Origin of the sequence: Streptomyces sp. NPDC021100 (assembly GCF_044333095.1) — a bacterium.
In the GTDB taxonomy this organism is placed as follows: domain Bacteria; phylum Actinomycetota; class Actinomycetes; order Streptomycetales; family Streptomycetaceae; genus Streptomyces.
This window is the reverse complement of sequence record NZ_JBIRQH010000011.1, coordinates 38,147-56,366: the sequence shown is the minus strand read 5'-3', so window position 1 is coordinate 56,366 and position 18,220 is coordinate 38,147. Positions and strand designations below refer to the sequence as shown.

20 protein-coding genes and 1 riboswitch are annotated in these 18,220 nt (G+C 74.9%); of the genes, 11 read left to right on the top strand and 9 right to left on the bottom strand.

Translation table 11 applies throughout. The features are described from left to right. Window positions 1-6 precede the first annotated feature (6 nt). Window positions 7-100, bottom strand: a riboswitch (cobalamin riboswitch). Window positions 101-393: 293 nt separating this feature from the next. After that, window positions 394-606 (bottom strand): hypothetical protein, encoded by a 213-nt coding sequence (locus ACH4PU_RS20560; protein WP_398273687.1) that lies wholly within the window; start codon window positions 604-606, stop codon window positions 394-396. Between the two features lie 10 nt (window positions 607-616). Further along, a complete protein-coding gene (locus tag ACH4PU_RS20555; RefSeq protein WP_398273684.1) occupies window positions 617-1,861 on the bottom strand; it encodes an anion permease in 1,245 nt (414 codons plus the stop codon). A gap of 112 nt (window positions 1,862-1,973) precedes the next feature. Here ACH4PU_RS20555 and ACH4PU_RS20550 point away from each other — a divergent pair, with 112 nt between their 5' ends. The 3 genes from ACH4PU_RS20550 (at window position 1,974) to ACH4PU_RS20540 (ending at window position 5,389) form a co-directional block, all read left to right on the top strand. Further along, the gene (locus ACH4PU_RS20550; protein ID WP_398273681.1) at window positions 1,974-2,645 is read left to right on the top strand and encodes a class II aldolase/adducin family protein; all 672 of its coding nucleotides are present in this window, start codon (window positions 1,974-1,976) and stop codon (window positions 2,643-2,645) included. 70 nt (window positions 2,646-2,715) lie between these two features. Next, window positions 2,716-3,849 carry an alpha/beta hydrolase gene (locus tag ACH4PU_RS20545; protein ID WP_398273678.1) on the top strand — a complete coding sequence of 378 codons (1,134 nt, stop codon included), beginning with the start codon at window positions 2,716-2,718 and terminating at the stop codon, window positions 3,847-3,849. 88 nt (window positions 3,850-3,937) lie between these two features. After that, entirely contained in the window at window positions 3,938-5,389 is a 1,452-nt protein-coding gene (locus tag ACH4PU_RS20540; RefSeq protein WP_398273675.1) for a hypothetical protein, read from the top strand. A 250-nt stretch (window positions 5,390-5,639) separates the two neighbouring features. Here the strand turns inward: ACH4PU_RS20540 and ACH4PU_RS20535 are convergent, their stop codons facing one another. Beyond that, entirely contained in the window at window positions 5,640-6,065 is a 426-nt protein-coding gene (locus ACH4PU_RS20535) for a VOC family protein (RefSeq protein WP_398273671.1), read from the bottom strand. A 44-nt stretch (window positions 6,066-6,109) separates the two neighbouring features. Further along, window positions 6,110-7,000 (bottom strand): neutral zinc metallopeptidase, encoded by an 891-nt coding sequence (locus ACH4PU_RS20530; protein WP_398273669.1) that lies wholly within the window; start codon window positions 6,998-7,000, stop codon window positions 6,110-6,112. A gap of 444 nt (window positions 7,001-7,444) precedes the next feature. On the opposite strand from ACH4PU_RS20530, the gene ACH4PU_RS20525 reads away from it, so the two are divergent. The 3 genes from ACH4PU_RS20525 (at window position 7,445) to ACH4PU_RS20515 (ending at window position 10,626) form a co-directional block, all read left to right on the top strand. After that, complete coding sequence (locus tag ACH4PU_RS20525) at window positions 7,445-9,043, top strand: ABC-F family ATP-binding cassette domain-containing protein (RefSeq protein WP_185945825.1); 1,599 nt, start codon at window positions 7,445-7,447, stop codon at window positions 9,041-9,043. A 449-nt stretch (window positions 9,044-9,492) separates the two neighbouring features. Continuing rightward, complete coding sequence (locus ACH4PU_RS20520) at window positions 9,493-9,714, top strand: helix-turn-helix domain-containing protein (protein WP_004955677.1); 222 nt, start codon at window positions 9,493-9,495, stop codon at window positions 9,712-9,714. Window positions 9,715-9,834: 120 nt separating this feature from the next. Then, the gene (locus ACH4PU_RS20515; protein WP_398273664.1) at window positions 9,835-10,626 is read left to right on the top strand and encodes an enoyl-CoA hydratase/isomerase family protein; all 792 of its coding nucleotides are present in this window, start codon (window positions 9,835-9,837) and stop codon (window positions 10,624-10,626) included. A gap of 260 nt (window positions 10,627-10,886) precedes the next feature. Here the strand turns inward: ACH4PU_RS20515 and ACH4PU_RS20510 are convergent, their stop codons facing one another. Then, entirely contained in the window at window positions 10,887-11,597 is a 711-nt protein-coding gene (locus ACH4PU_RS20510) for a hypothetical protein (RefSeq protein ID WP_398273661.1), read from the bottom strand. Between the two features lie 164 nt (window positions 11,598-11,761). Further along, window positions 11,762-12,646, bottom strand: coding sequence for a nucleopolyhedrovirus P10 family protein (locus tag ACH4PU_RS20505; RefSeq protein WP_398273658.1), 885 nt, complete (start codon window positions 12,644-12,646; stop codon window positions 11,762-11,764). A gap of 255 nt (window positions 12,647-12,901) precedes the next feature. On the opposite strand from ACH4PU_RS20505, the gene ACH4PU_RS20500 reads away from it, so the two are divergent. The 5 genes from ACH4PU_RS20500 to amaP are packed head-to-tail and all read left to right on the top strand — an operon-like array spanning window position 12,902 to window position 15,232. Beyond that, the gene (locus ACH4PU_RS20500; protein ID WP_398273655.1) at window positions 12,902-13,342 is read left to right on the top strand and encodes an Asp23/Gls24 family envelope stress response protein; all 441 of its coding nucleotides are present in this window, start codon (window positions 12,902-12,904) and stop codon (window positions 13,340-13,342) included. A gap of 57 nt (window positions 13,343-13,399) precedes the next feature. After that, window positions 13,400-13,603 (top strand): hypothetical protein, encoded by a 204-nt coding sequence (locus ACH4PU_RS20495; RefSeq protein WP_171171412.1) that lies wholly within the window; start codon window positions 13,400-13,402, stop codon window positions 13,601-13,603. Window positions 13,604-13,624: 21 nt separating this feature from the next. Beyond that, complete coding sequence (locus ACH4PU_RS20490; protein ID WP_398273651.1) at window positions 13,625-13,999, top strand: Asp23/Gls24 family envelope stress response protein; 375 nt, start codon at window positions 13,625-13,627, stop codon at window positions 13,997-13,999. Continuing rightward, window positions 13,996-14,628, top strand: coding sequence for a DUF6286 domain-containing protein (locus ACH4PU_RS20485; RefSeq protein WP_398273648.1), 633 nt, complete (start codon window positions 13,996-13,998; stop codon window positions 14,626-14,628). The genes ACH4PU_RS20490 and ACH4PU_RS20485 overlap by 4 nt, the downstream gene beginning before the upstream one ends. 7 nt (window positions 14,629-14,635) lie before the next feature. Beyond that, complete coding sequence (gene amaP, locus ACH4PU_RS20480) at window positions 14,636-15,232, top strand: alkaline shock response membrane anchor protein AmaP (protein WP_398273645.1); 597 nt, start codon at window positions 14,636-14,638, stop codon at window positions 15,230-15,232. Window positions 15,233-15,361: 129 nt separating this feature from the next. Here the strand turns inward: amaP and ACH4PU_RS20475 are convergent, their stop codons facing one another. Genes ACH4PU_RS20475 through ACH4PU_RS20465 form a run of 3 tightly spaced genes read right to left on the bottom strand, consistent with a single transcriptional unit; the run spans window position 15,362 to window position 18,138 of the window. Further along, complete coding sequence (locus ACH4PU_RS20475) at window positions 15,362-16,117, bottom strand: SDR family oxidoreductase (protein WP_398273642.1); 756 nt, start codon at window positions 16,115-16,117, stop codon at window positions 15,362-15,364. A gap of 48 nt (window positions 16,118-16,165) precedes the next feature. Next, entirely contained in the window at window positions 16,166-17,074 is a 909-nt protein-coding gene (locus tag ACH4PU_RS20470) for an SURF1 family cytochrome oxidase biogenesis protein (protein WP_398273639.1), read from the bottom strand. Between the two features lie 35 nt (window positions 17,075-17,109). Further along, window positions 17,110-18,138, bottom strand: a complete 1,029-nt coding sequence (locus ACH4PU_RS20465; protein ID WP_398273636.1) for a DEDDh family exonuclease — start codon at window positions 18,136-18,138, stop codon at window positions 17,110-17,112. Window positions 18,139-18,220 lie beyond the last annotated feature (82 nt).

The window sequence follows — 18,220 nt, the reverse complement described above, 5'->3', positions numbered from 1 at the left end:
GACCCAGAGTCTCCTGGCTCCCGGACGGACGCTTTGCCGCTGCGCGGGCGTCGTTCGGTGACAGTGGCGGGACCGCGCCGGATTCGCACCGGCTTCCTCTGTTGTCGCCGTTTGGCCTCGGCAGTCCACCACGGCCCGCGAGCGGGCGTCAACTCGCGGTGGGTGGCCCCTGACCCGCCCTTTCTACCGCTGGGAGGTGCCCCCAGTTTCTTCCGGGGCTCCGCCCCGGACCCCGGGTCCTCAAACGCCGGACGGGCTGACTGATCAGCCCGTCCGGCGGTTGAGGACGACCGCGCGGAGCGCGGTTTCGGGGGTGCGGGGGCCTGCCCCCGCAAGAAACTGGGGGCACCTCCCAGCGGTAGCTGGGGGAGAAAGGGCGGGGGCGGGGCACCCTCACGCGACGATCAGGTATATCCCGTACCCGACAGCCGCCGCGCACAGCGCGAACGCCGCGTAAGCGCCGGTCCGCATCCCCGCGGACGCGGACTTCCCGTCCCGCGACGGCGACGTCCCCACGATCCCGAGGGTGAAGGCTCCCACCAGCCCCACGGTCATCACGAGACTGACGCCGAAGACCTGACCCAGAGCTGCCCAGTCGATGTGCATGGCGGATTCCTCAGCTGGTCGCGGCCACGGCGGGCGCCGGGACGGGCTCGGGGGTGATGGTCGGGGCGGCGGCCACCGGACCCGCCGGCGGCGGGGCGACGGCCTGGAGGGCGGCGGTGACGACGCCGATCGGCTCGGCGGCGGCCGGAGAAGGCGAGGCGGCCGCGTCGTCCGGCGTCACCGGCTTGCGCCGCGACACCATCCAGATCGCCCCGCTGACCGCCAGACCGAGCACGGCCACCGCGGCCACGCCCCAGTTCCCCTGGTCGGCGAGGAGCGCCGCACCCGCCGCGACCACACCGGCCGCCGGCAGCGTGAGGCACCAGGCGACGACCATGCGGCCGGCGGTCGACCAGCGGACGACGCCGCCCTTGCGGCCCAGGCCGGCGCCCATGATCGAGCCGGAGCAGACCTGCGTGGTGGAGAGCGCGAAGCCGATGTGCGAGGAGGCGAGGATGACGGTCGCGGCACCGGTCTGGGCGGCGAAGCCCTGCGCCGGGCGGATGTCGGTGAGGCCCTTGCCGAGCGTCTGGATGATGCGCCAGCCGCCGAGGTAGGTGCCGAGCGCGATGGCCAGGCCCGCCGAGACGACGACCCACAGCGGCGGGTCGGAGTGCGGGGCGACGACGCCGCCGGTGACCAGCGCGAGCGTGATCACGCCCATGGTCTTCTGCGCGTCGTTGGTGCCGTGCGCCAGCGAGACGAGGGCGGCGGAGGCGATCTGGCCGGCGCGGTAGCCCTTGGCGGTGTCGGCCTCGTCGCGGTCGCGCGCCAGGCGGTAGGTGAGCTTGGTCGCGGCCCAGGCGGAGACGCCGGCCACGATCGGGGCGGCCACCGCCGGGATGAGGACCTTCATGACGACCTTGTCGCCGTTGACCGCGTCGAAGCCGACGGAGGCGACGGTCGCGCCGATCAGGCCGCCGAAGAGGGCGTGCGAGGAGCTGGAGGGCAGACCGGCCAGCCAGGTCAGCAGGTTCCAGACGATGGCGCCGACCAGGCCGGCGAAGATCACCTCTGGGCGGATTCCGGCGGCCTCGTCGATGATGCCTCCGGAGATCGTCTTGGCGACCTCCACGGAGAGGAACGCGCCGACGAGGTTGAGCACCGCCGACATCGCCACCGCTGCCTTGGGCTTGAGTGCCCCGGTGGAAATGGTGGTGGCCATCGCGTTGGCCGTGTCGTGGAAGCCGTTCGTAAAGTCGAACACCAAGGCCGTGACGATCACGATCCCGATGAGAAGCGTGATGTGTTCCATTCACCCAGGCAATCAGTCCGGTGGTCAGTACGCCGCGACCGTAGGGACTGTGGGTGAACGGAAGGTGAACTGGGGCGGGATCCATGGTGACGCGAACCGGAGGGGGCCATCGATGACGGACCGGACGGATGACGGGACGATCTCCCGGATCAGGGCGGAAGTGCTGGCCACGGCCCGGAGGACGGTCGCGGACGGCCTGGTCGTGGGCACCTCGGGGAACGTGTCCGCCCGGGTCGGCGACGTGGTCCTCGTCACGCCCAGCGGGGTGCCGTACGACCGGCTCCGGCCGGAGGACGTCGTCGCCGTCGGCCTCGACGGCCGCCTGCTCGCGCCCGGCGGCCTCGCGCCCACCAGCGAGCTCCCCCTCCACCTCGCCGTCTACCGGGCCACCGACGCGACGGCCATCGTCCATACGCACGCCGCCCACGCCACCGCCGTCTCCACCCTGGTGACGGAGCTGCCGCCGGTCCACTACATGACCGCGGCCCTCGGCGGACCCGTACGGGTCGCCCCTTACGCCCTCTACGGCAGCGACGAGCTCGCCCGCCACACGCTCACCGCCCTGCACGGCCGCACCGGCTGCCTCCTGCGCAACCACGGCACCCTCGCCCACGGGACGAGCCTGGACCAGGCGTACGACCGCACCGCCCAGCTGGAGTGGATGTGCCGCGTATGGCTCGCGGCCTCCGCGGTGCCGGGGCGGACCCCGACGCTGCTCGACGCCGGGCAGCTCGCGGAGGCGGGGGAGAAGCTGCGGGGGTACGGACAGGGACAGGGCGACTGAACTCCGCGATCACCCGCCCGCCCGTCCACGCCGACTGGCCTCGTCGCACCCCCGTGCGGACACTGGAAGGATGCATCTGGTCCGGACGACGGCGATGACAGCGGCGACCATGATCGGTGCCGGGGCGGCCGCCCTGGCCGTGGGGCGTTACGCGGGTGACGGCCTGCTGAGAAGCGGCCCGGACCGGCCCCTGCCGGGTGAGCCCCGGCTCACCGTACGGGACGTCGGCGACGCCACCGTCACCCTGGACCGCACCCCCGCCTCCTGCCGCCCCGGCACCTACGGGCTCACCGGCCGGGGGGTGCGTGCCGTCGTCGGGCCGCCGGTCGCCGACGTCTCGCACGCGCACGACCGCGTCGTCCGCCGGCTCGAACGGATCACCCAAGGGGACCTCCGGCCCGGCCTCGGGGTCCGGCTCACCCCGCAGGTCCACCAGGGCGATCCGCGCGAAGCACTCGGTTTCGCTCCCGGAGACCTCGAAGACGCCGAGCTCGCCGGCGAGACCGGCCCCCTGCCCGCCTGGTTCCTGCCCGGCGCCCGCGACACCCACGTCGTCACCGCGCACGGGCTCGGTGCCACCCGCGAACACCCCGCGGCCCTGCTGCCGTTCTGGCACCGGTCGCGGCTCCCCGCGCTCGTCCCCGCCCACCGGGGCGACCCCGGAGCCCCCCGGCCCGCCGACGGTCTCGACCGGCTCGGCGCCGCCGAGTGGCGCGACGTCGTCACCGCCGTCGAGGAGGCCGTCCGGCGCGGGGCCCGGCACGTGGTGCTGCACGGCTGGTCCACCGGTGCCACCGCGGCCCTCCTCGCCGCCGCCGACCCGAAGGTCCGGCCGCACATCGGCGGGCTCGTCCTGGACTCGCCGGTGCTCGACTGGGACGCCGCGCTGCACGCCCTCGCCGCGCGCCGGCTCCCCGCCGCCCTGCGCCCGCTCGCGGTGCACGCCGCCCGCGTCCGGGCCGGACTGGACCAGGGCAGGCTCCGGGCCGCCGCCGACCCCGCCCGGCTGACCGTGCCCGTCCTCCTCCTGCACAGCCCGGACGACGCCTTCGCGCCCTGGACGCGCTCCCGGGACCTGGCCGCGCACCGTCCGGATCTGGTCACTTTGCGCACCGTCCGCGACGCCGGCCACGCGGCCCTGTGGAACGCGGACCGGAAGGGTTACGAGGAGTCCCTGAGGCGGTTCCTGACGCCCCTTGTGTAGGCGGTCACCGGTCGCCACCAGGGGGCATGGGTGACTGCATGGTTGATTCCGATTGGGTTTTCGGAGCGTGAACGGCAAGACTGCACCTGTGACGTCCCGTACTCCGCGCGACTCCCGGCTCAGACTCGTACCCCGGCAGCCGATCGCCGCCGCCCGCAAGGCGGTGGCCGACCGAGGCTCCCGTCCGGCACCCCGGCCGCCCGCCGGCATCCCGGGCCGTCCGGAACTCGCCCGGCAGGCGAGAGCCGGACTGACCGGCGCCGTCCGCCTGGCCCGCTGGGCGGCGGCCGAGTACGCCCGGGGGGCCGGACCCGGCCCCGACCACGACGCGGCGACCGCCGAAGCCGGCGTCCTCGGGACGGCGACCGCCGAGCGGGCCGCCGCCGCCCTGGACCTGACGCCCCGCCAGGTGCAGGCCGACTGGGACCGGGCCCGGCTCGCCGGACTGCTCGAACTGCACGGCGGCAGCGCCCGCGCCGGATGGCGGCTGACCGCCTGGGACCGTGACGACAGCGCCGTGCTGCGCGGCTGGGTCGCCCTGTTCGACGCCTGGTCGCTCGCCCACCCCGAGCCGGCCGGCACCGACCCGACCGTGGCCGCCGAGGTCGTCGAGGCGGCCCCGCAACTGCTGTCCGTCATGCACCTGTCGGCCGGGCCCGTGTCCGTCGCCATGCTGCTCGACCTGCTCCGGCAGCGCGTCGCGGAGATCCGCGCCGAGCGCTGCGAGATCCCGTACGACGGCCCCGAACCCGTCCCGGCCCGGGCGTCCGTCCCCGCCCCCCGCGCCGGGGGCTGCGAGGACGCCGGACCGCTGACCGACCTGCTCGCCTGGGCGCTCGACGGGCTCGCGTCGGTCGGCGCGCTCGTGGTGCGCGGTGGGACCGGGCCGGAGGCCGAGGCCGTGCTCACCCCGCTCGGCAACTGGGCCGTGTGGGTCAAGCTCGAACAGATCTGCGTCGCCGCCCAGAGCCCCGCCGGCAACATCGAACTCTCCGCCGAGGCCATGCTCCGCGGCTGCGCCGACCTCAGCCCCGGCCCGGCCCGCGCCGAGTACCGCGCCTGGCTCGCCGCCCGGCCGGTGCGCAGCGCCGTCGCCGAACTCCTGGAGGCGGCCCGGGGCGACGACGCCCTGGTCCGCGGCCTCGCCTTCGAGGCCCTGCGAGCCGTCGGCGCCCCCGCGGAACCCGCCGTGCGGGCCGTCGTCGACGAGACCATGCTGCGCCCCTACGCCCTGCTGTGGCTCGCCGAGCAGGAGGGGCACGACGCGGAGGAGGCCGCCGAGGTCCTCACCCGGGAGGAGGCCACCTGGCTGTGGGTGGACACGGCGGCGGCCGTCGCCGACCACGGCGAGAGCCGGCTGCTGGTGCGGCATCTGGAGTCCGCGGTGCAGGGGACTGTGCCGGCGCTGTTGGCGGAGGTACGGGCGGTGGGGCACCCCCGCACCGTCCAGGTGCTGGTGGCTCTGGCCGCCGCCCACCCGGATCCGGCTCTGGCGAAGGCGGTTCGCCGGGCGGCGTTCCAGGTGCATCGCGGGGGGTGAGGGCGCCTGCGGCGGGCTGGTGCCCCGGTCCCGCCCCTTCGCCGTTTCCTGGGGGCTGCGCCCCCAGACCCCCGCTTTCGCGGCTTCGCCGCTCGTCCTCAATCGCCGGACGGGCTGGATAGTGCGCCCGGGCGCCGCACTCAGCCCGTCCGGCGATTGAGGACAACCGCGCGGAGCGCGGTTTCAGGGGGGCCGGGGCCCTCCCCGGGAAACGGTGAAAGGGCGGGCCAGGGGCAACCCCCCCCCGGCGTCAGCCGGCAACCTCCGGCCCCGACGGCGCATACGTCCCGAACGTCCAGAGGTTCCCCTCCAGATCCCGCGCCAGATAATCCCGCGCCCCGTACACCTGATCCGCCGGCGGAGCCAGAATCTCGGCCCCTTGCCGCCGAGCCCGCTCGCAGTGCGCGTCCACGTCCTCGACCACGACGTAGACCCCGGCGGGCCCCGCGTCGGCCATGGCGTCGGCGAAGGGCCCGCCCCGCCCGGCGGAGCCGATCATCACCATGCCGTTGCCGTGGACGAGCTCCGCGTGCAGCACGGTCCCGTCCTCGCTCTCGTAGAGGGCGGACCGGACGAAGCCGAAGGCGGTGGTGAGCTGGGCGAGGGCCGCCTTGGCGTCCCGGTAGAGGAGGGCCGGGGTGACGGTGGGGCGGATGGTGTGGGTGAGGTCCGACATGGCGCTGACTCCTCGCTTGTGCGGGACACCGGCTACCGGAGCGGCTACCGGAACGTGTCGCAGGCGGCCACGTTCCCCGTCCGGTACCCGGTGGTGAACCACTGCTGCCGCTGCTCCGCCGAACCGTGCGTCCAGCTCTCCGGAGTGACCCGGCCCTGGAACTTCTCCTGGATGCGGTCGTCGCCGACCGCCGCCGCGGCCGAGAGGCCGTCCTGGACGTCCGTCTGCGTCAGCGGCTTGAGCAGCGGCTTCCCGGTCGACCGCTCGGGCGTGGTGGCCGCGTGGTGGGCCCAGACGCCGGCGTAGCAGTCGGCCTGGAGCTCGACCTTGACCGCGTTGCTGCCGGCGCCGGTCCGGCGGTCCTGGGAGCGGGCGAGCGTGCCGGTGAGGTTCTGGATGTGGTGCCCGTACTCGTGGGCGACGACGTACGCCTCGGCGAACGGCCCGCCGCGGGCGCCGAACTTGCTCGTGAGCTCCTTGAAGAAGTCAAGGTCCAGGTAGACCTTGTGGTCGCCGGGGCAGTAGAACGGGCCGACGGCCGAGGTCGCGGCCCCGCAGGCGGTGTTCGTCCGCCCGGTGAACAGCTTCGTCTGCGCCTGGCTGTAGGCGGTGGAGCGGCGGGCGAACTCCTGGCTCCAGAACGACTGGGCGCTGTTGACGACGCCGACGATCCGGCAGTCCTCACGGGTGTTGGCGTCCCGCCCCTTGTGGCACTCCTGCTTCACTTGTGCGTCCGTGCTCGCGGACGACGAGGTGCCCGGCTCGCCCGAGGACAGGCCCAGCTCCTGCGGGCCGATGCCGAAGAACAGGCCGGCGAGCAGGGCGAGCACCCCCACGACCCCGCCGCCGACGGTCAGCCCGCCGCCGGGGATCCGGCTGCCCCGCTCGTCCTGCACCTGCGAGGTGTCGAGATCCGCGTCGTCGTCGAACTGCATGCACGACCGCCTCTCCACCCGGGGACCATCACCCCGAGTATCCGGTAATCACCCGCTATGCGCCCTTCTGGGAGCCTGTGAGAGCCCGCCGACCCCCGCAGGAGGGGCTGCCCGGAGTGTGACGGACGAAACGGTGGGGACCGGGGCGGCGGCGCCGCGGAGACGGGCGGGCGCCCGCTACCGGCGCGCGGGCCGTGCGACCAGCGCGACGCCGCGCTCCACGCGCCCCGGACCGTCCGCTTCCGGCCCCGGCCCGCCCCCGTCGCCCACCGCCCGCCCGGGAAACCCGCTTGCCCGCCCCCGTTAGAATCTTCCCCATGGCTTCTCTCCTCGTGCATTAGACGGCGCAGCCGCCCGCGCGGCAGTGTTCGCCCCCTCCCCGGCCCGCGCGGCACCGGGAGGTGTCCCCCTCGACCGCCGTCCCACCCGCCCAGGAGTAGTCCCGTGATCACCGCCTCCGGCATCGAGCTGCGCGCCGGCGCACGCGTCCTCATCGAGTCCGCCAGCTTCCGTATCGCCAAGGGCGACCGCATCGGCCTGGTGGGCCGCAACGGCGCGGGCAAGACCACCCTCACCAAGTGCCTGGCCGGCGAGGGCATCCCCGCGGCGGGCACCATCAGCCGCTCCGGCGAGGTCGGCTACCTCCCGCAGGACCCGCGCACCGGCGACCTCGACGACCTGGCCCGCGACCGCATCCTCTCCGCGCGCGGCCTGGACAGCGTCCTCCGCAAGATGCGCGAGAACGAGGACCGCATGGCCAACGGCAAGGGCGCGACCCGCGAGAAGGCCATGAAGAAGTACGAGCGGCTGGAGACGGAGTTCCTGACCAAGGGCGGGTACGCCGCCGAGGCCGAGGCCGCGACCATCGCCGCCAGCCTCGGCCTGCCGGACCGCATCCTCGGCCAGCCGCTGCACACCCTCTCCGGCGGTCAGCGCCGCCGCGTCGAGCTGGCCCGGATCCTCTTCTCGGACGCCGACACCCTGCTCCTCGACGAGCCGACCAACCACCTCGACGCCGACTCCATCGCCTGGCTGCGCGACTACCTCAAGACCTACCGCGGCGGCTTCGTGGTGATCTCCCACGACGTCGACCTCGTCGAGACGGTCGTCAACAAGGTGTTCTACCTGGACGCCAACCGCTCCCAGATCGACGTCTACAACATGGGCTGGAAGCTCTACCAGCAGCAGCGTGAGGCCGACGAGAAGCGCCGCAAGCGCGAGCGGCAGAACGCCGAGAAGAAGGCCGCCGCCCTCAACTCGCAGGCCGACAAGATGCGCGCCAAGGCCACCAAGACCGTCGCCGCGCAGAACATGGCCCGCCGCGCCGAGAAGCTGCTCGCCGGCCTGGAGGCCGAGCGGGTCTCCGACAAGGTCGCCAAGCTGCGCTTCCCCGACCCGTCGCCGTGCGGCAAGACGCCGCTGATGGCGGAGGGCCTGTCCAAGTCCTACGGCTCGCTGGAGATCTTCACCGACGTCGACCTGGCCATCGACCGCGGCTCCCGCGTCGTCATCCTCGGCCTCAACGGCGCCGGCAAGACCACGCTGCTGCGCCTGCTGGCGGGCACCGAGAAGCCCGACACCGGCCAGGTCACCCCGGGCCACGGCCTCAAGCTCGGCTACTACGCCCAGGAGCACGAGACGCTGGACCCGGACCGCACGGTCCTGGAGAACATGCGCTCCTCCGCGCCCGACCTCGACCTGGTCGAGGTCCGCAAGGTGCTCGGCTCGTTCCTGTTCTCCGGTGACGACGTCGACAAGCCCGCCGGCGTCCTCTCCGGCGGCGAGAAGACCCGGCTGGCCCTGGCCACCCTGGTCGTCTCCTCCGCCAACGTCCTCCTCCTGGACGAGCCCACCAACAACCTCGACCCCGCCAGCCGCGAGGAGATCCTGGGCGCGCTGCGCACCTACAAGGGCGCGGTGGTCCTGGTGACGCACGACGAGGGCGCCGTCGACGCACTCGAACCGGAGCGCATCATCCTGCTGCCGGACGGCGTCGAGGACCTGTGGGGTCCGGACTACGCGGATCTGGTGGCCCTGGCCTGATCCGGCCGCCCCTCGTCGGTTCCGGTCCGCGGGTCCGGCCGCCCTCACCCGGGCCCGCCGGCCCGCCCGAGCCGTCCCGGCCGGCGGCCGATCGCCGCCGGCGATCACCGTCGATCGGTGCCGTACCGATCATTCGGCCGATGCGTGATCCTTCATCTGAGTGAGGGCGGCTCATCCCCCGGTGTGGTGGAACGCTCCGGCGCACGCACCGGAAGCGGCACCGGGTGCCTTTCGCCCCCGTGCTCCCCGGCCCCGCCCTGACCTGCCGCTTTCTTCCGCCACCCGGACGGGTGTACGGGCCGGGGGAGCCGGAATCGCCTGTTCCGCCCGGCTTCGGCGGCCCGGATCGCGGAAACCTTCTGTCATCGACCTTGCCGAATGGGTGGCCAGGATCCCGGCAAGGGGTGATCATGAGAGACAAGAGGCGCATCTCCCATGAGGAGGCACGGGTGGCCGAGACTCTGAAGAAGGGCAGCCGGGTGACCGGCGCCGCGCGCGAAAAGCTCGCGGCAGACCTGAAGAAGAAGTACGACTCCGGTGCGAGCATCAGGGCGCTGGCCGAAGAGACCGGCCGCTCCTACGGCTTTGTCCACCGGATGCTCAGCGAATCCGGCGTGATCCTGCGGGGTCGCGGCGGTGCGACGCGCGGCAAGAAGGCCGCCTCGGTCTGACACCGCGCACCTGTCGGGCATCGAAAGCATGGGCAGTGCCACCCGGTCGGCCGTTCGACCGGCCGGGTGGTTACTGTGCAGTCACTTACTGCCGACTGCATGCCGATACCGGAGGCTCCCATGACCGCCCCGCAGGCCCTGCTCGACCAGGATGGCGTCCGGCTCACCGTGGACGACGCGGTGGCCACCGTCACCCTGACCAATCCCGACAAGCGCAACGCCCAGTCGCCCGCCCTGTGGCGGGCCCTCACCGAGGCCGGGCGGCTGCTGCCGGGCAGTGTGCGGGTCGTGGTGCTCCGGGGCGAGGGCAAGTCCTTCTCCGCGGGCCTCGACCGGCAGGCCTTCACCCCCGAGGGCTTCGACGGCGAGCCGTCGTTCCTCGACCTGGCACGCGGCACGGACGCCGACCTGGACGCGGAGATCTCCCGCTACCAGGAGGCGTTCACCTGGTGGCGCCGGAACGACATCGTCTCCATAGCCGCCGTCCAGGGCCACGCCATCGGCGCGGGCTTCCAGCTGGCCCTCGCCTGCGACCTGCGCGTCTGCGCGGAGGACGCCCAGTTCGCCATGCGCGAGACCAGCCTCGGCCTGGTGCCCGACCTGGCCGGCACCCGGCCGCTCGTCGCGCTGGTCGGTTACGCCCGCGCGCTGGAGATCTGCGCGACGGGCCGCTTCGTCCACGCCGACGAGGCCGAGCACATCGGCCTGGCCAACCTCGTCGTCCCGGGCGCACAGCTCGACGGGGCGGTGGCCGACCTCGCCGCGGCCCTGCTGGCGGCCCCGCGCGACGCGGTCGTCGAGACCAAGGCCCTGCTCCGCGACGCGGCCGGCCGCACCTACGACGACCAGCGCACCGCCGAACGCGCCGCCCAGGGGCGGCGGCTGAGGGACCTGGCGGGGCTGGGGGAGTAGCGGGGGAGTGGCACCGGCCGTGCGGTGACGGCGAGGGCGGCGGGGCCGGGTGCCGGCGTGGCGGGGCCGCCGGCGATGGCGCGCGGCGGCCGGGGCTCGCCGCCGTGCGGTGGGCGCTCCGCCCCTCGCTTCCCGCCTCTCGCCCCTCGTGTCCCGCTCGTCCGGCCCGCCCCGACGACGGCCGTCCGCGCGCCCTGTTCCGTCGGCCGGGCGCGGCGGTTCCGGTCGGACGGGACGTACGCGCGCGTCGGCCGGCACGGTCAGCCGCGTATCCGTACGCCGTACCGCTTTCTCAGGAACCACAGCTCCCACAGGGCCACGGCCGTCACGGAGACCGGGCCGCCGAGGAACGCGGCGACGCGTATCGCCGTCGGCCCGTTCGGCAGCCCGTCGCCCAGCGAGAGCAGGGCCAGCGCCCACACCAGGACCACCGTGAGGACGGCGGGCAGGGCGGCGTGCACATCGGCCGTGTTGAACGCGTACCGGGCGGCCGAGCCGGAGGCGAAGGCGAGGAACAGGATCAGCCACAGCGCCAACGGCCCCGTGACCAGCGCCAGCAGACCGGACGCCGGGCCCAGCGCCCCGGTGCCGTTGAGGTAGGAGACCCCGACCACGCAGCCGACCAGGGCGAGGACCGCGCCCACGTACCAGCCGACCGCCTTCAGCGGGTACCGCAGCCGGGACCGCAGCAGCGGGCGGTGGCGCCGCGGGGCGTACCAGATGAAGCAGGCGATGACGACCGGGCCGAGCACGATGAGCACCGCCGGGGCCAGGAACAGCTTGCTCACCCCGTCGTTGAACACCGCCGACCAGCCGCCGTCGACCCCGTAGACCGAGATCAGGCCGAACGTCGCCAGCGCGCCGAGCAGCGCGCGCACCGACTGCACCCGGGTGACCAGCGGATCCTCGACCCGGCCCGGCCCGGGGGCGGCGAAGACGGCCCGCGCTCTGCGGCGGGCGGAACCGAACACACCCCCGATGCAGCCGCTACGGGCCCCGGTGCGGCGCCGGCGGGGCGGCCGCGGCGGCGATGGCGTGGGCGGCACGTGAGGTGGTGGCCAGGGCGGTCTCGGACGGCGTGGACCCGTGTACGTCATGGCGCGCTTCGTCCCCCTCGAAGTCGACGGGCGGGATTCTAGGGGGTGCCCCCGCGCCCCGGCCCGCCCGGTGACCCCGGCCGTACGGCCTTCGGATCCACCGCCCGCCGGTGCGCCCGGCGGCCCTCGGCGCCCGCGTCCGTCGGGTCGACGGCCGTGACGACGACGGCGACCGGCGCGGGGCCCAGCGCGCCGCGCACCGCGCGCGCCACGTCGGCCGCCCGGTGTCCGCCGGCGATGGCGATCTGCACCCGGGCGGCGGGGGCGCGGCCCCCGCCGAGCACGGCGTGTTCGCGGGCCACGCCGGGGACGGCGAGGGCGGCGGCCCGTACGGGGTCGGCGGGCCCGGGGCCGGGGGGCGGGGTGTCTCCCTGCGGTTCGGGTGCCCCTTCCCCTTCCGGCGGCAGGTCGTGAAGAACGTCCGTCACCCTCAGGTCGATCGCCGCCCACTCCAGCCCCAGCCGTTCCTCGGACACCGCCCACAGCGCGGCGCGCAGCCGGTCGGCCGTCTCGTACAGCGGCTCGTGCGGGACGCCGTGCGCGAACTCGTGGGGGACGGCGCCGGGCACGAGCGCCGTCGTCAGGTCCGCGGCGCAGCGCAGCGGGCCCGGCGGGAGGGCGCCGGGCGGAGCGGGGAACCCGGATGGCGGTACGGCACCGGGCGCGCCTCCGGCCGTCGTGACACGGAGGGTGCCGAGCCGGGCGCCCGCCACTCCGCGCGCCGCCCGGCGCAGCACGCCGGCCACCGCCTCCTCGGTGATCCAGGCGCCGTCGGCCGGGTCCCCCAGGGGCAGCAGCGCGCCGAGTCCGAGCTGCCGGCGGACGGCGCGGGCGAGCGCGTCGGACCCGTCACCGTCCCGCCCGTCCTGCCCGTCCTGCCGGTCCCAGCCGTCCGGCCGGTCCGGCCCGGTCTGCGTGTCCACGGTCATCCCTGTCGTCCCGCCGCCGTCGTCCCGCCGCTGCCATCCGTCCCCGGAGGGCACCAGACTGCCGCATTCCGCGCCGCCCGGCGCGCCGGACGGCGCGGAACGCCGGGTGGCGACGGGAAGTGCGCCCGGGATGCCGCACACGCCGCGAAACTCCCCCCGGCAAGGCCTATGGTGTCAACAGGACCAGTGACGTTTTCCTCTCCCTTTCCCGTCCCCGGGAACACTCCTTCGGAAGCGAGGCGAACGACCATGACCGACATCGCGGAAGGCCGCGAGGGCGGCGCCAAGGAGTTCGTGGCCCCCGCCGACCGGGGCCGTACCACCATCGCCGACGGCGTCGTCGAGAAGATCGCCGGAATGGCCGCCCGCGACGTGGTCGGCGTGCACGCGATGGGCGGCGGGCTGGCCAGGACGTTCGGCGCGGTCCGCGACCGGGTCCCCGGCGGCGGCAAGTCCGTCACGCGCGGGGTGAAGGCCGAGGTCGGCGAGGTGCAGACCGCGCTCGACCTGGAGATCGTCGTCGACTACGGCGTCGCCATCGCCGATGTGGCCCGCGCCGTGCGGGAGAACGTGATCTCCGCGGTCGAGCGGATGACCGGCCTGGAGGTCGTCGAGGTGAACATCGCCGTGAGCGATGTGAAGCTGCCGGACGAGGAAGAGGAGGAGCCGGCGGCGCCCAGGATCCAGTGAGGCACAGCGGCCGGTCCCCGGGCCGGCCCGCCCGTCCGACTCGTTGAGGAGCGCACGATGAGCATGGCCGTGGTCGGCTTGATCGTCGGCATGGCACTGGGATTCGCCGGGTACTTCGGCGGTTTCGGCGCTTTCCTGCTGGTGGCGGCGCTGGGCGCCGTCGGGTTCGTCGTGGGCCGGTTCCTGGAGGGAGACCTGGAGCCCGGCGACTTCTTCCGGCCGCGCGACCGCGACCGCGAACACGACGGCCGGCGGAGGTAGGCGGTGCCGGGAGGGCGGGCCGTGGAACCGGCCGCACGCGGGGCGACCCGGATCGCCGACCGCGTCGTCGCGAAGATCGCGTCACAGGCCGCACGGGAGGCGCTCGCCGGGGAGCCGGGCGGGCCCGGCGGGGGTACGGGGGCGGGCGGGAGCGCGGACGCCCGACACACGCCCCCGTTCGCTTCCGTGACCGTCCACGAGGAGACGGCACGGGTCCGCGTCTCGGTCGAGCTCGGGTATCCGGCGGACATCGGGGCGCACTGCCGCGCGGTCCGGCGGCGGATCGCCGAGCGGGTACGGACGCTGGCGGGCATGGAGGTGCCGGAGGTCGTGGTCACGGTGGAGCGGCTGCACTCGCCGCACATGGAGCGCGGCGCGGTGGAGCGGGTCCGATGAGCGACCCCACGCCGCCTTCCGCGCCGGACCCGGTGGGACCGCCCGAGCCTCCCGAGCCCCCTGAGGGGACGGAGCGGCTGGACGTCGGCCGCGCCGGCCGCTTCTGGTCTGCCCGCCGGCTGCCCGCCGCCCTGATCGCCCTCGCCGTCCTGGCCCTGGCGGGGCTCTTCCTCTATGACGTGGCCGCCGTCCGCGCGGGTCACCCGGCGATGGGCTGGCGCCGCCGGCTCGCCCGCGAACTCGCCCACCGGCCCCTCGACGACGGCTGGATCGTGACCGGCGCCGTGCTCGCCGTGCTGGCCGGGATCTGGCTGCTCGTCCTGGCGGTCACGCCCGGGCGGCGGGCCGTGCTGCCGATGCGCCGCGAGACCCCCGACCTCCGCGCGGGGCTCGACCGCAGGGCGGCGGCGCTGGTGCTCAGGGACCGGGTGATGGAGGTGCCGGGCGTGCAGTCCGTCCGCGTCGAGGTCGGCCGGATCGCCGTCCGGGCCCGCGCCCAGGCGCACTTCCGGGACCTGGACGAGGTCCGTAACGACGTGGACGGCGTACTGGCCGACGGGTTGCGGGAGTTGGGCCTCGCCCGGCGTCCCGTTCTCTCGGTCCGGGTACGGCGTCCGGCGAGGCGGTGAGCGTACGGTGCTGAGGACCGTCAACCGGGTGCTGCTGGGCCTGACCGGGATCCTGCTCGTGGCCCTCGGCGCCGCCGTGCTCGTCGGCGCCCTGGACCTGCCCGTGCACTGGGACTTCTCGCTGCCGTCCGCCTGGCCCTTCACCGGCCCGGACGACGTGCTGCTCACCGACGCCGACCGGCGCCGGTGGCGCGGGCGCGACTGGTGGTGGGCCGTGGTGGTCGGCGTCCTCGCCGTCCTGGTGCTGCTGGCCCTGTGGTGGCTGCTCGCCCAGCTGCGCCGGCGCCGGCTGCGCGAGATCGTCGTCGACTGCGGCGACGGCGAGGTGGCCCGGCTGCGCGGCCGGGCGCTGGAGGAGGCGCTGACGGCGGAGGCGGGCGCGCTCGACGGCGTCGACCACGCCCACGTCGTCCTCACCCGCCGCCACGGCGGGCCGGAGGCCCGGATCACCCTCACCCTGGCCCCCCACGCGGCCCCGGCGACGGCCCTGCGCCGTCTGGACACGGAGGCCCTGCACCACGCCCGCATGTCCACGGGCCTGCCCCGGCTGCGGGCGAAGGTCCGCCTGCGCGCGGTACGGCACCGGGCGGAGCGGGTGGGCTAGCGCCCGGGGGCAGTGCGGCGGTCGCCTGCCTGCCGCCGCCGCCCTGCCGGCCAGGGCGCCCACTCGCCCGGCCCGGCCGCGGCCCTTCCGGCCGCCGGGCGGGTGCCAGTGCCGTGTCCCGCCGCCGGGTCAGAAGCCGTGCCGTGCCCCGCCGTCGATCGGGATCATGACGCCCGTGAGGTAGGAGGCGGCGGGGGACAGGACGAAGGCCGCGACCGTGCCGAACTCCTCCGGGGTGCCGTAGCGGCGGAGCGGGATCGCCTCCGCGCGGGCGGCCCTGGTCGCATCGGGGTCGTCGGTGAGGCCGTCGAGCTCGCGCACCCGGTCGGTGTCGATGCGGCCGGGCAGCAGGCCGACGACGCGGATGCCGCGCGGGCCGAGCTCCGTCGCGAGGGACTTGGCGAAGCCGGCCAGGCCCGGCCGGAGGCCGTTGGAGACGGTGAGGCCGGTGATGGGCTCGTGGACGGAGGAGGAGAGGACGAAGCCGATCACCCCGCCCTCGGACAGTTCGGCGGCGGCGGTCCGGGCGAGCCGTACGGCGCCGAGGAAGACGGACTCGAAGGCCGCCCGCCACTGGTCGTCGTCGTTGTCGGCGAACCGGCCCGCCGGCGGGCCGCCGACGCTGACGAGGATGCCGTCGAAGCGGCCGAAGCACTCGCGCGCGGTGGCGATCAGCCGCCCGGCCGCGGCCGGGTCCGCGTTGTCGGCGGCCATCCCGACCGCGCCGGCGCCGAGTTCCGCGGCGGCGGCCTCCGCCGTCGCCGCGTCCCGGCCGGAGAGCACCACGCGGGCTCCGTCGGCCACCAGCCGGCGGGCGGTGGCGAGGCCCAGCCCGCGGGTCGCGCCGGTGAGTACGTACACCCGGTCCCTGAGTCCAAGATCCATGCGGCCAGTGTGCCGGGCGGGGGACGGGTTGTCAGGGGGAGGCGGGGGTCAGTCCGAGGCGGGAGGGGCCGCCGAGGTGGCGCCGGCGCCGGCCTTGGGCTGGGGGTCGGGCCGGGGTTCGGGTTCCGCGGGGTCCGGCTTCGCGGAGCCCGGCTTCGCGGGGTCCGGCTTCGCGGGGTCCCCTGGGCCCGCCGCGTCCTTCGCCGCGGCCGCGGCCGCCGCCGCCTGGTCGCGGCGCTCCCGCCGGACCAGGATGACCCAGCCGACCGGCACGAACGCCGAGAACAGCCACCACTGCACGGTGTACGCCATGTGGTTGCCGATGCTGCTGTGATCGGGGTCGTCGATCGTCTGCGGCTGACCGTCGGGGGCGGGGGAGATGAGCTCCAGGTAGCCGCCCAGCATGGGGCGGTGCAACTGCTGGCCCTGCCGCTGACTGTTGATGATCATGATCATCCGGGGCGGCAGCCCCTTGGTGTCGCGGATGCCGCTGCCCGGGTCCTCGTCCGCCCGCAGGCGGCCGACCAGGTCGATCGTGCCGGACGGCGGCGCGGGCACCTGGGGGAACGCGCGCTGGCCGGCGTCGGCCGGCACCCAGCCGCGGTTGACCAGGATCGCCTTGCCGTCCTCCAGCACGAAGGGCGTGATGACCATATATCCGGACTTGCCGGAGTTGTCGGTGCGGAGCCGCGCCACCACCTCGCCCTTGACGTCGTACCGCCCCCGGGCGGTGCCCCGGCGCCAGACATTGTCGCCGGGGACCTCGCGCCCGGGTGCGGTGAGCTCCGTGACGGGCACGGGCGGGCGGGTGAGGCTGCGTTCGATGCGGTTGTTGCGCGCCACCCGTTGCTCATGGCGATGGAGCTGCCAGAAGCCCAATTCGATCATCACCGGGATGAGGACGAGCCCCACGAGCGTGAGGATCACCCACTGCCGGGTCAGCAGGAAGCGGTACACCTATGTGACGGTACCTGGTGGCTCCGCCCATCCGGTCACGGGGTGCCGGGCCGCCGCGCGCCGGAGGCCGCGTCCGCCGGGACGACGTGCGAGAGCAGCTGGACGAAGGCGGCCTCGTCCACCACGGGCGTCCCGAACTGGCGCGCCTTGACCGACTTGGAGGTGGGGGCGTCCGGATCGTTGGTGACCAGCAGGCTGGTGAGCCGGGACAGGCTCGTCGCCACGTGCAGCCCGGCCTCCGTCGCGCGGTCCTCCAGCAGCTCGCGGTCGATGGAGGTGTCGCCGGAGAACGCCACCCGCATGCCCTGGATGAGCTGTTTGCCCGGTTCGTACCGCCCCGGGTTGGGGTGCGGGCAGGCGGGCCGCCGCCGGCTGGGCCGCCAGCTCGCCGGCCCCCCGCCGTGCCGCCGGTCCGGCTGGTAGCCGACCGTCGCCGAGCGGACGGCCGCGGGCCCGTCCGACCACTCCGTCAGCGGCTGGCAGGCCAGCAGCGGCAGCCGCAGCCCCGCCTCGGCCGCCAGGTGCAGACTCGGCCGGAACGCCTCGGCCAGCACCCGCGCGTCGTCGAGCGCGTGGTGCGCCTGCCGCTGGACCACCCCGTAGTGCGCGGCCAGCGACTCCAGCTTGTGGTTGGGCAGCGGCAGCCGCAGCTCCTTGGAGAGCGCGATCGTGCACAGCCGCTGGCGCACCGGCGCCTCGGCCCGGGCCCGGGCGTACTCCCGGGCGATCATGGACCAGTCGAAGGCCGCGTTGTGTGCGACCAGCACCCGCCCCTCCAGCCGTCGCGCGAACTCCTCCGCGACGTCCTCGAACAGCGGCGCGCTCGCGAGGACTTCGGAGGTGAGCCCGTGGATCCAGACCGGACCGGGATCGCGCCGCGGATTCACCAGCGTGTACCAGGTGTCCTCCACCCGGCCTCTGGCGTCCAGTTGGTACACGGCGGCCGACACTATGCGGTCGTCCCGGGCGAGACCGGTGGTCTCCACGTCGACGACCGCGTATCCGTCGGGATACGCGGCCGGCCACGAGGCGGGCGATGCGGCTGCGGTGCGGTCTTCGAGCATGGTCCCAGAGCTTACGGGCCCCCACTGACAACGGATCCCGGCCCCCGGGCCGGCCACCCCGCGGCCGTACCCCGCTTCCCGG

What these genes read in the sequence shown, in the direction of transcription:
- ACH4PU_RS20560 (WP_398273687.1), bottom strand. Translation starts at nt 606, where the DNA reads ATGCACATCGACTGGGCAGCTCTGGGTCAGGTCTTCGGCGTCAGTCTC.
- ACH4PU_RS20555 (WP_398273684.1), bottom strand. Translation starts at nt 1,861, where the DNA reads ATGGAACACATCACGCTTCTCATCGGGATCGTGATCGTCACGGCCTTG.
- ACH4PU_RS20550 (WP_398273681.1), top strand. Translation starts at nt 1,974, where the DNA reads ATGACGGACCGGACGGATGACGGGACGATCTCCCGGATCAGGGCGGAA.
- ACH4PU_RS20545 (WP_398273678.1), top strand. Translation starts at nt 2,716, where the DNA reads ATGCATCTGGTCCGGACGACGGCGATGACAGCGGCGACCATGATCGGT.
- ACH4PU_RS20535 (WP_398273671.1), bottom strand. Translation starts at nt 6,065, where the DNA reads ATGTCGGACCTCACCCACACCATCCGCCCCACCGTCACCCCGGCCCTC.
- ACH4PU_RS20530 (WP_398273669.1), bottom strand. Translation starts at nt 7,000, where the DNA reads ATGCAGTTCGACGACGACGCGGATCTCGACACCTCGCAGGTGCAGGAC.
- ACH4PU_RS20515 (WP_398273664.1), top strand. Translation starts at nt 9,835, where the DNA reads ATGACCGCCCCGCAGGCCCTGCTCGACCAGGATGGCGTCCGGCTCACC.
- ACH4PU_RS20500 (WP_398273655.1), top strand. Translation starts at nt 12,902, where the DNA reads ATGACCGACATCGCGGAAGGCCGCGAGGGCGGCGCCAAGGAGTTCGTG.
- ACH4PU_RS20495 (WP_171171412.1), top strand. Translation starts at nt 13,400, where the DNA reads ATGAGCATGGCCGTGGTCGGCTTGATCGTCGGCATGGCACTGGGATTC.
- ACH4PU_RS20485 (WP_398273648.1), top strand. Translation starts at nt 13,996, where the DNA reads ATGAGCGACCCCACGCCGCCTTCCGCGCCGGACCCGGTGGGACCGCCC.
- ACH4PU_RS20475 (WP_398273642.1), bottom strand. Translation starts at nt 16,117, where the DNA reads ATGGATCTTGGACTCAGGGACCGGGTGTACGTACTCACCGGCGCGACC.
- ACH4PU_RS20465 (WP_398273636.1), bottom strand. Translation starts at nt 18,138, where the DNA reads ATGCTCGAAGACCGCACCGCAGCCGCATCGCCCGCCTCGTGGCCGGCC.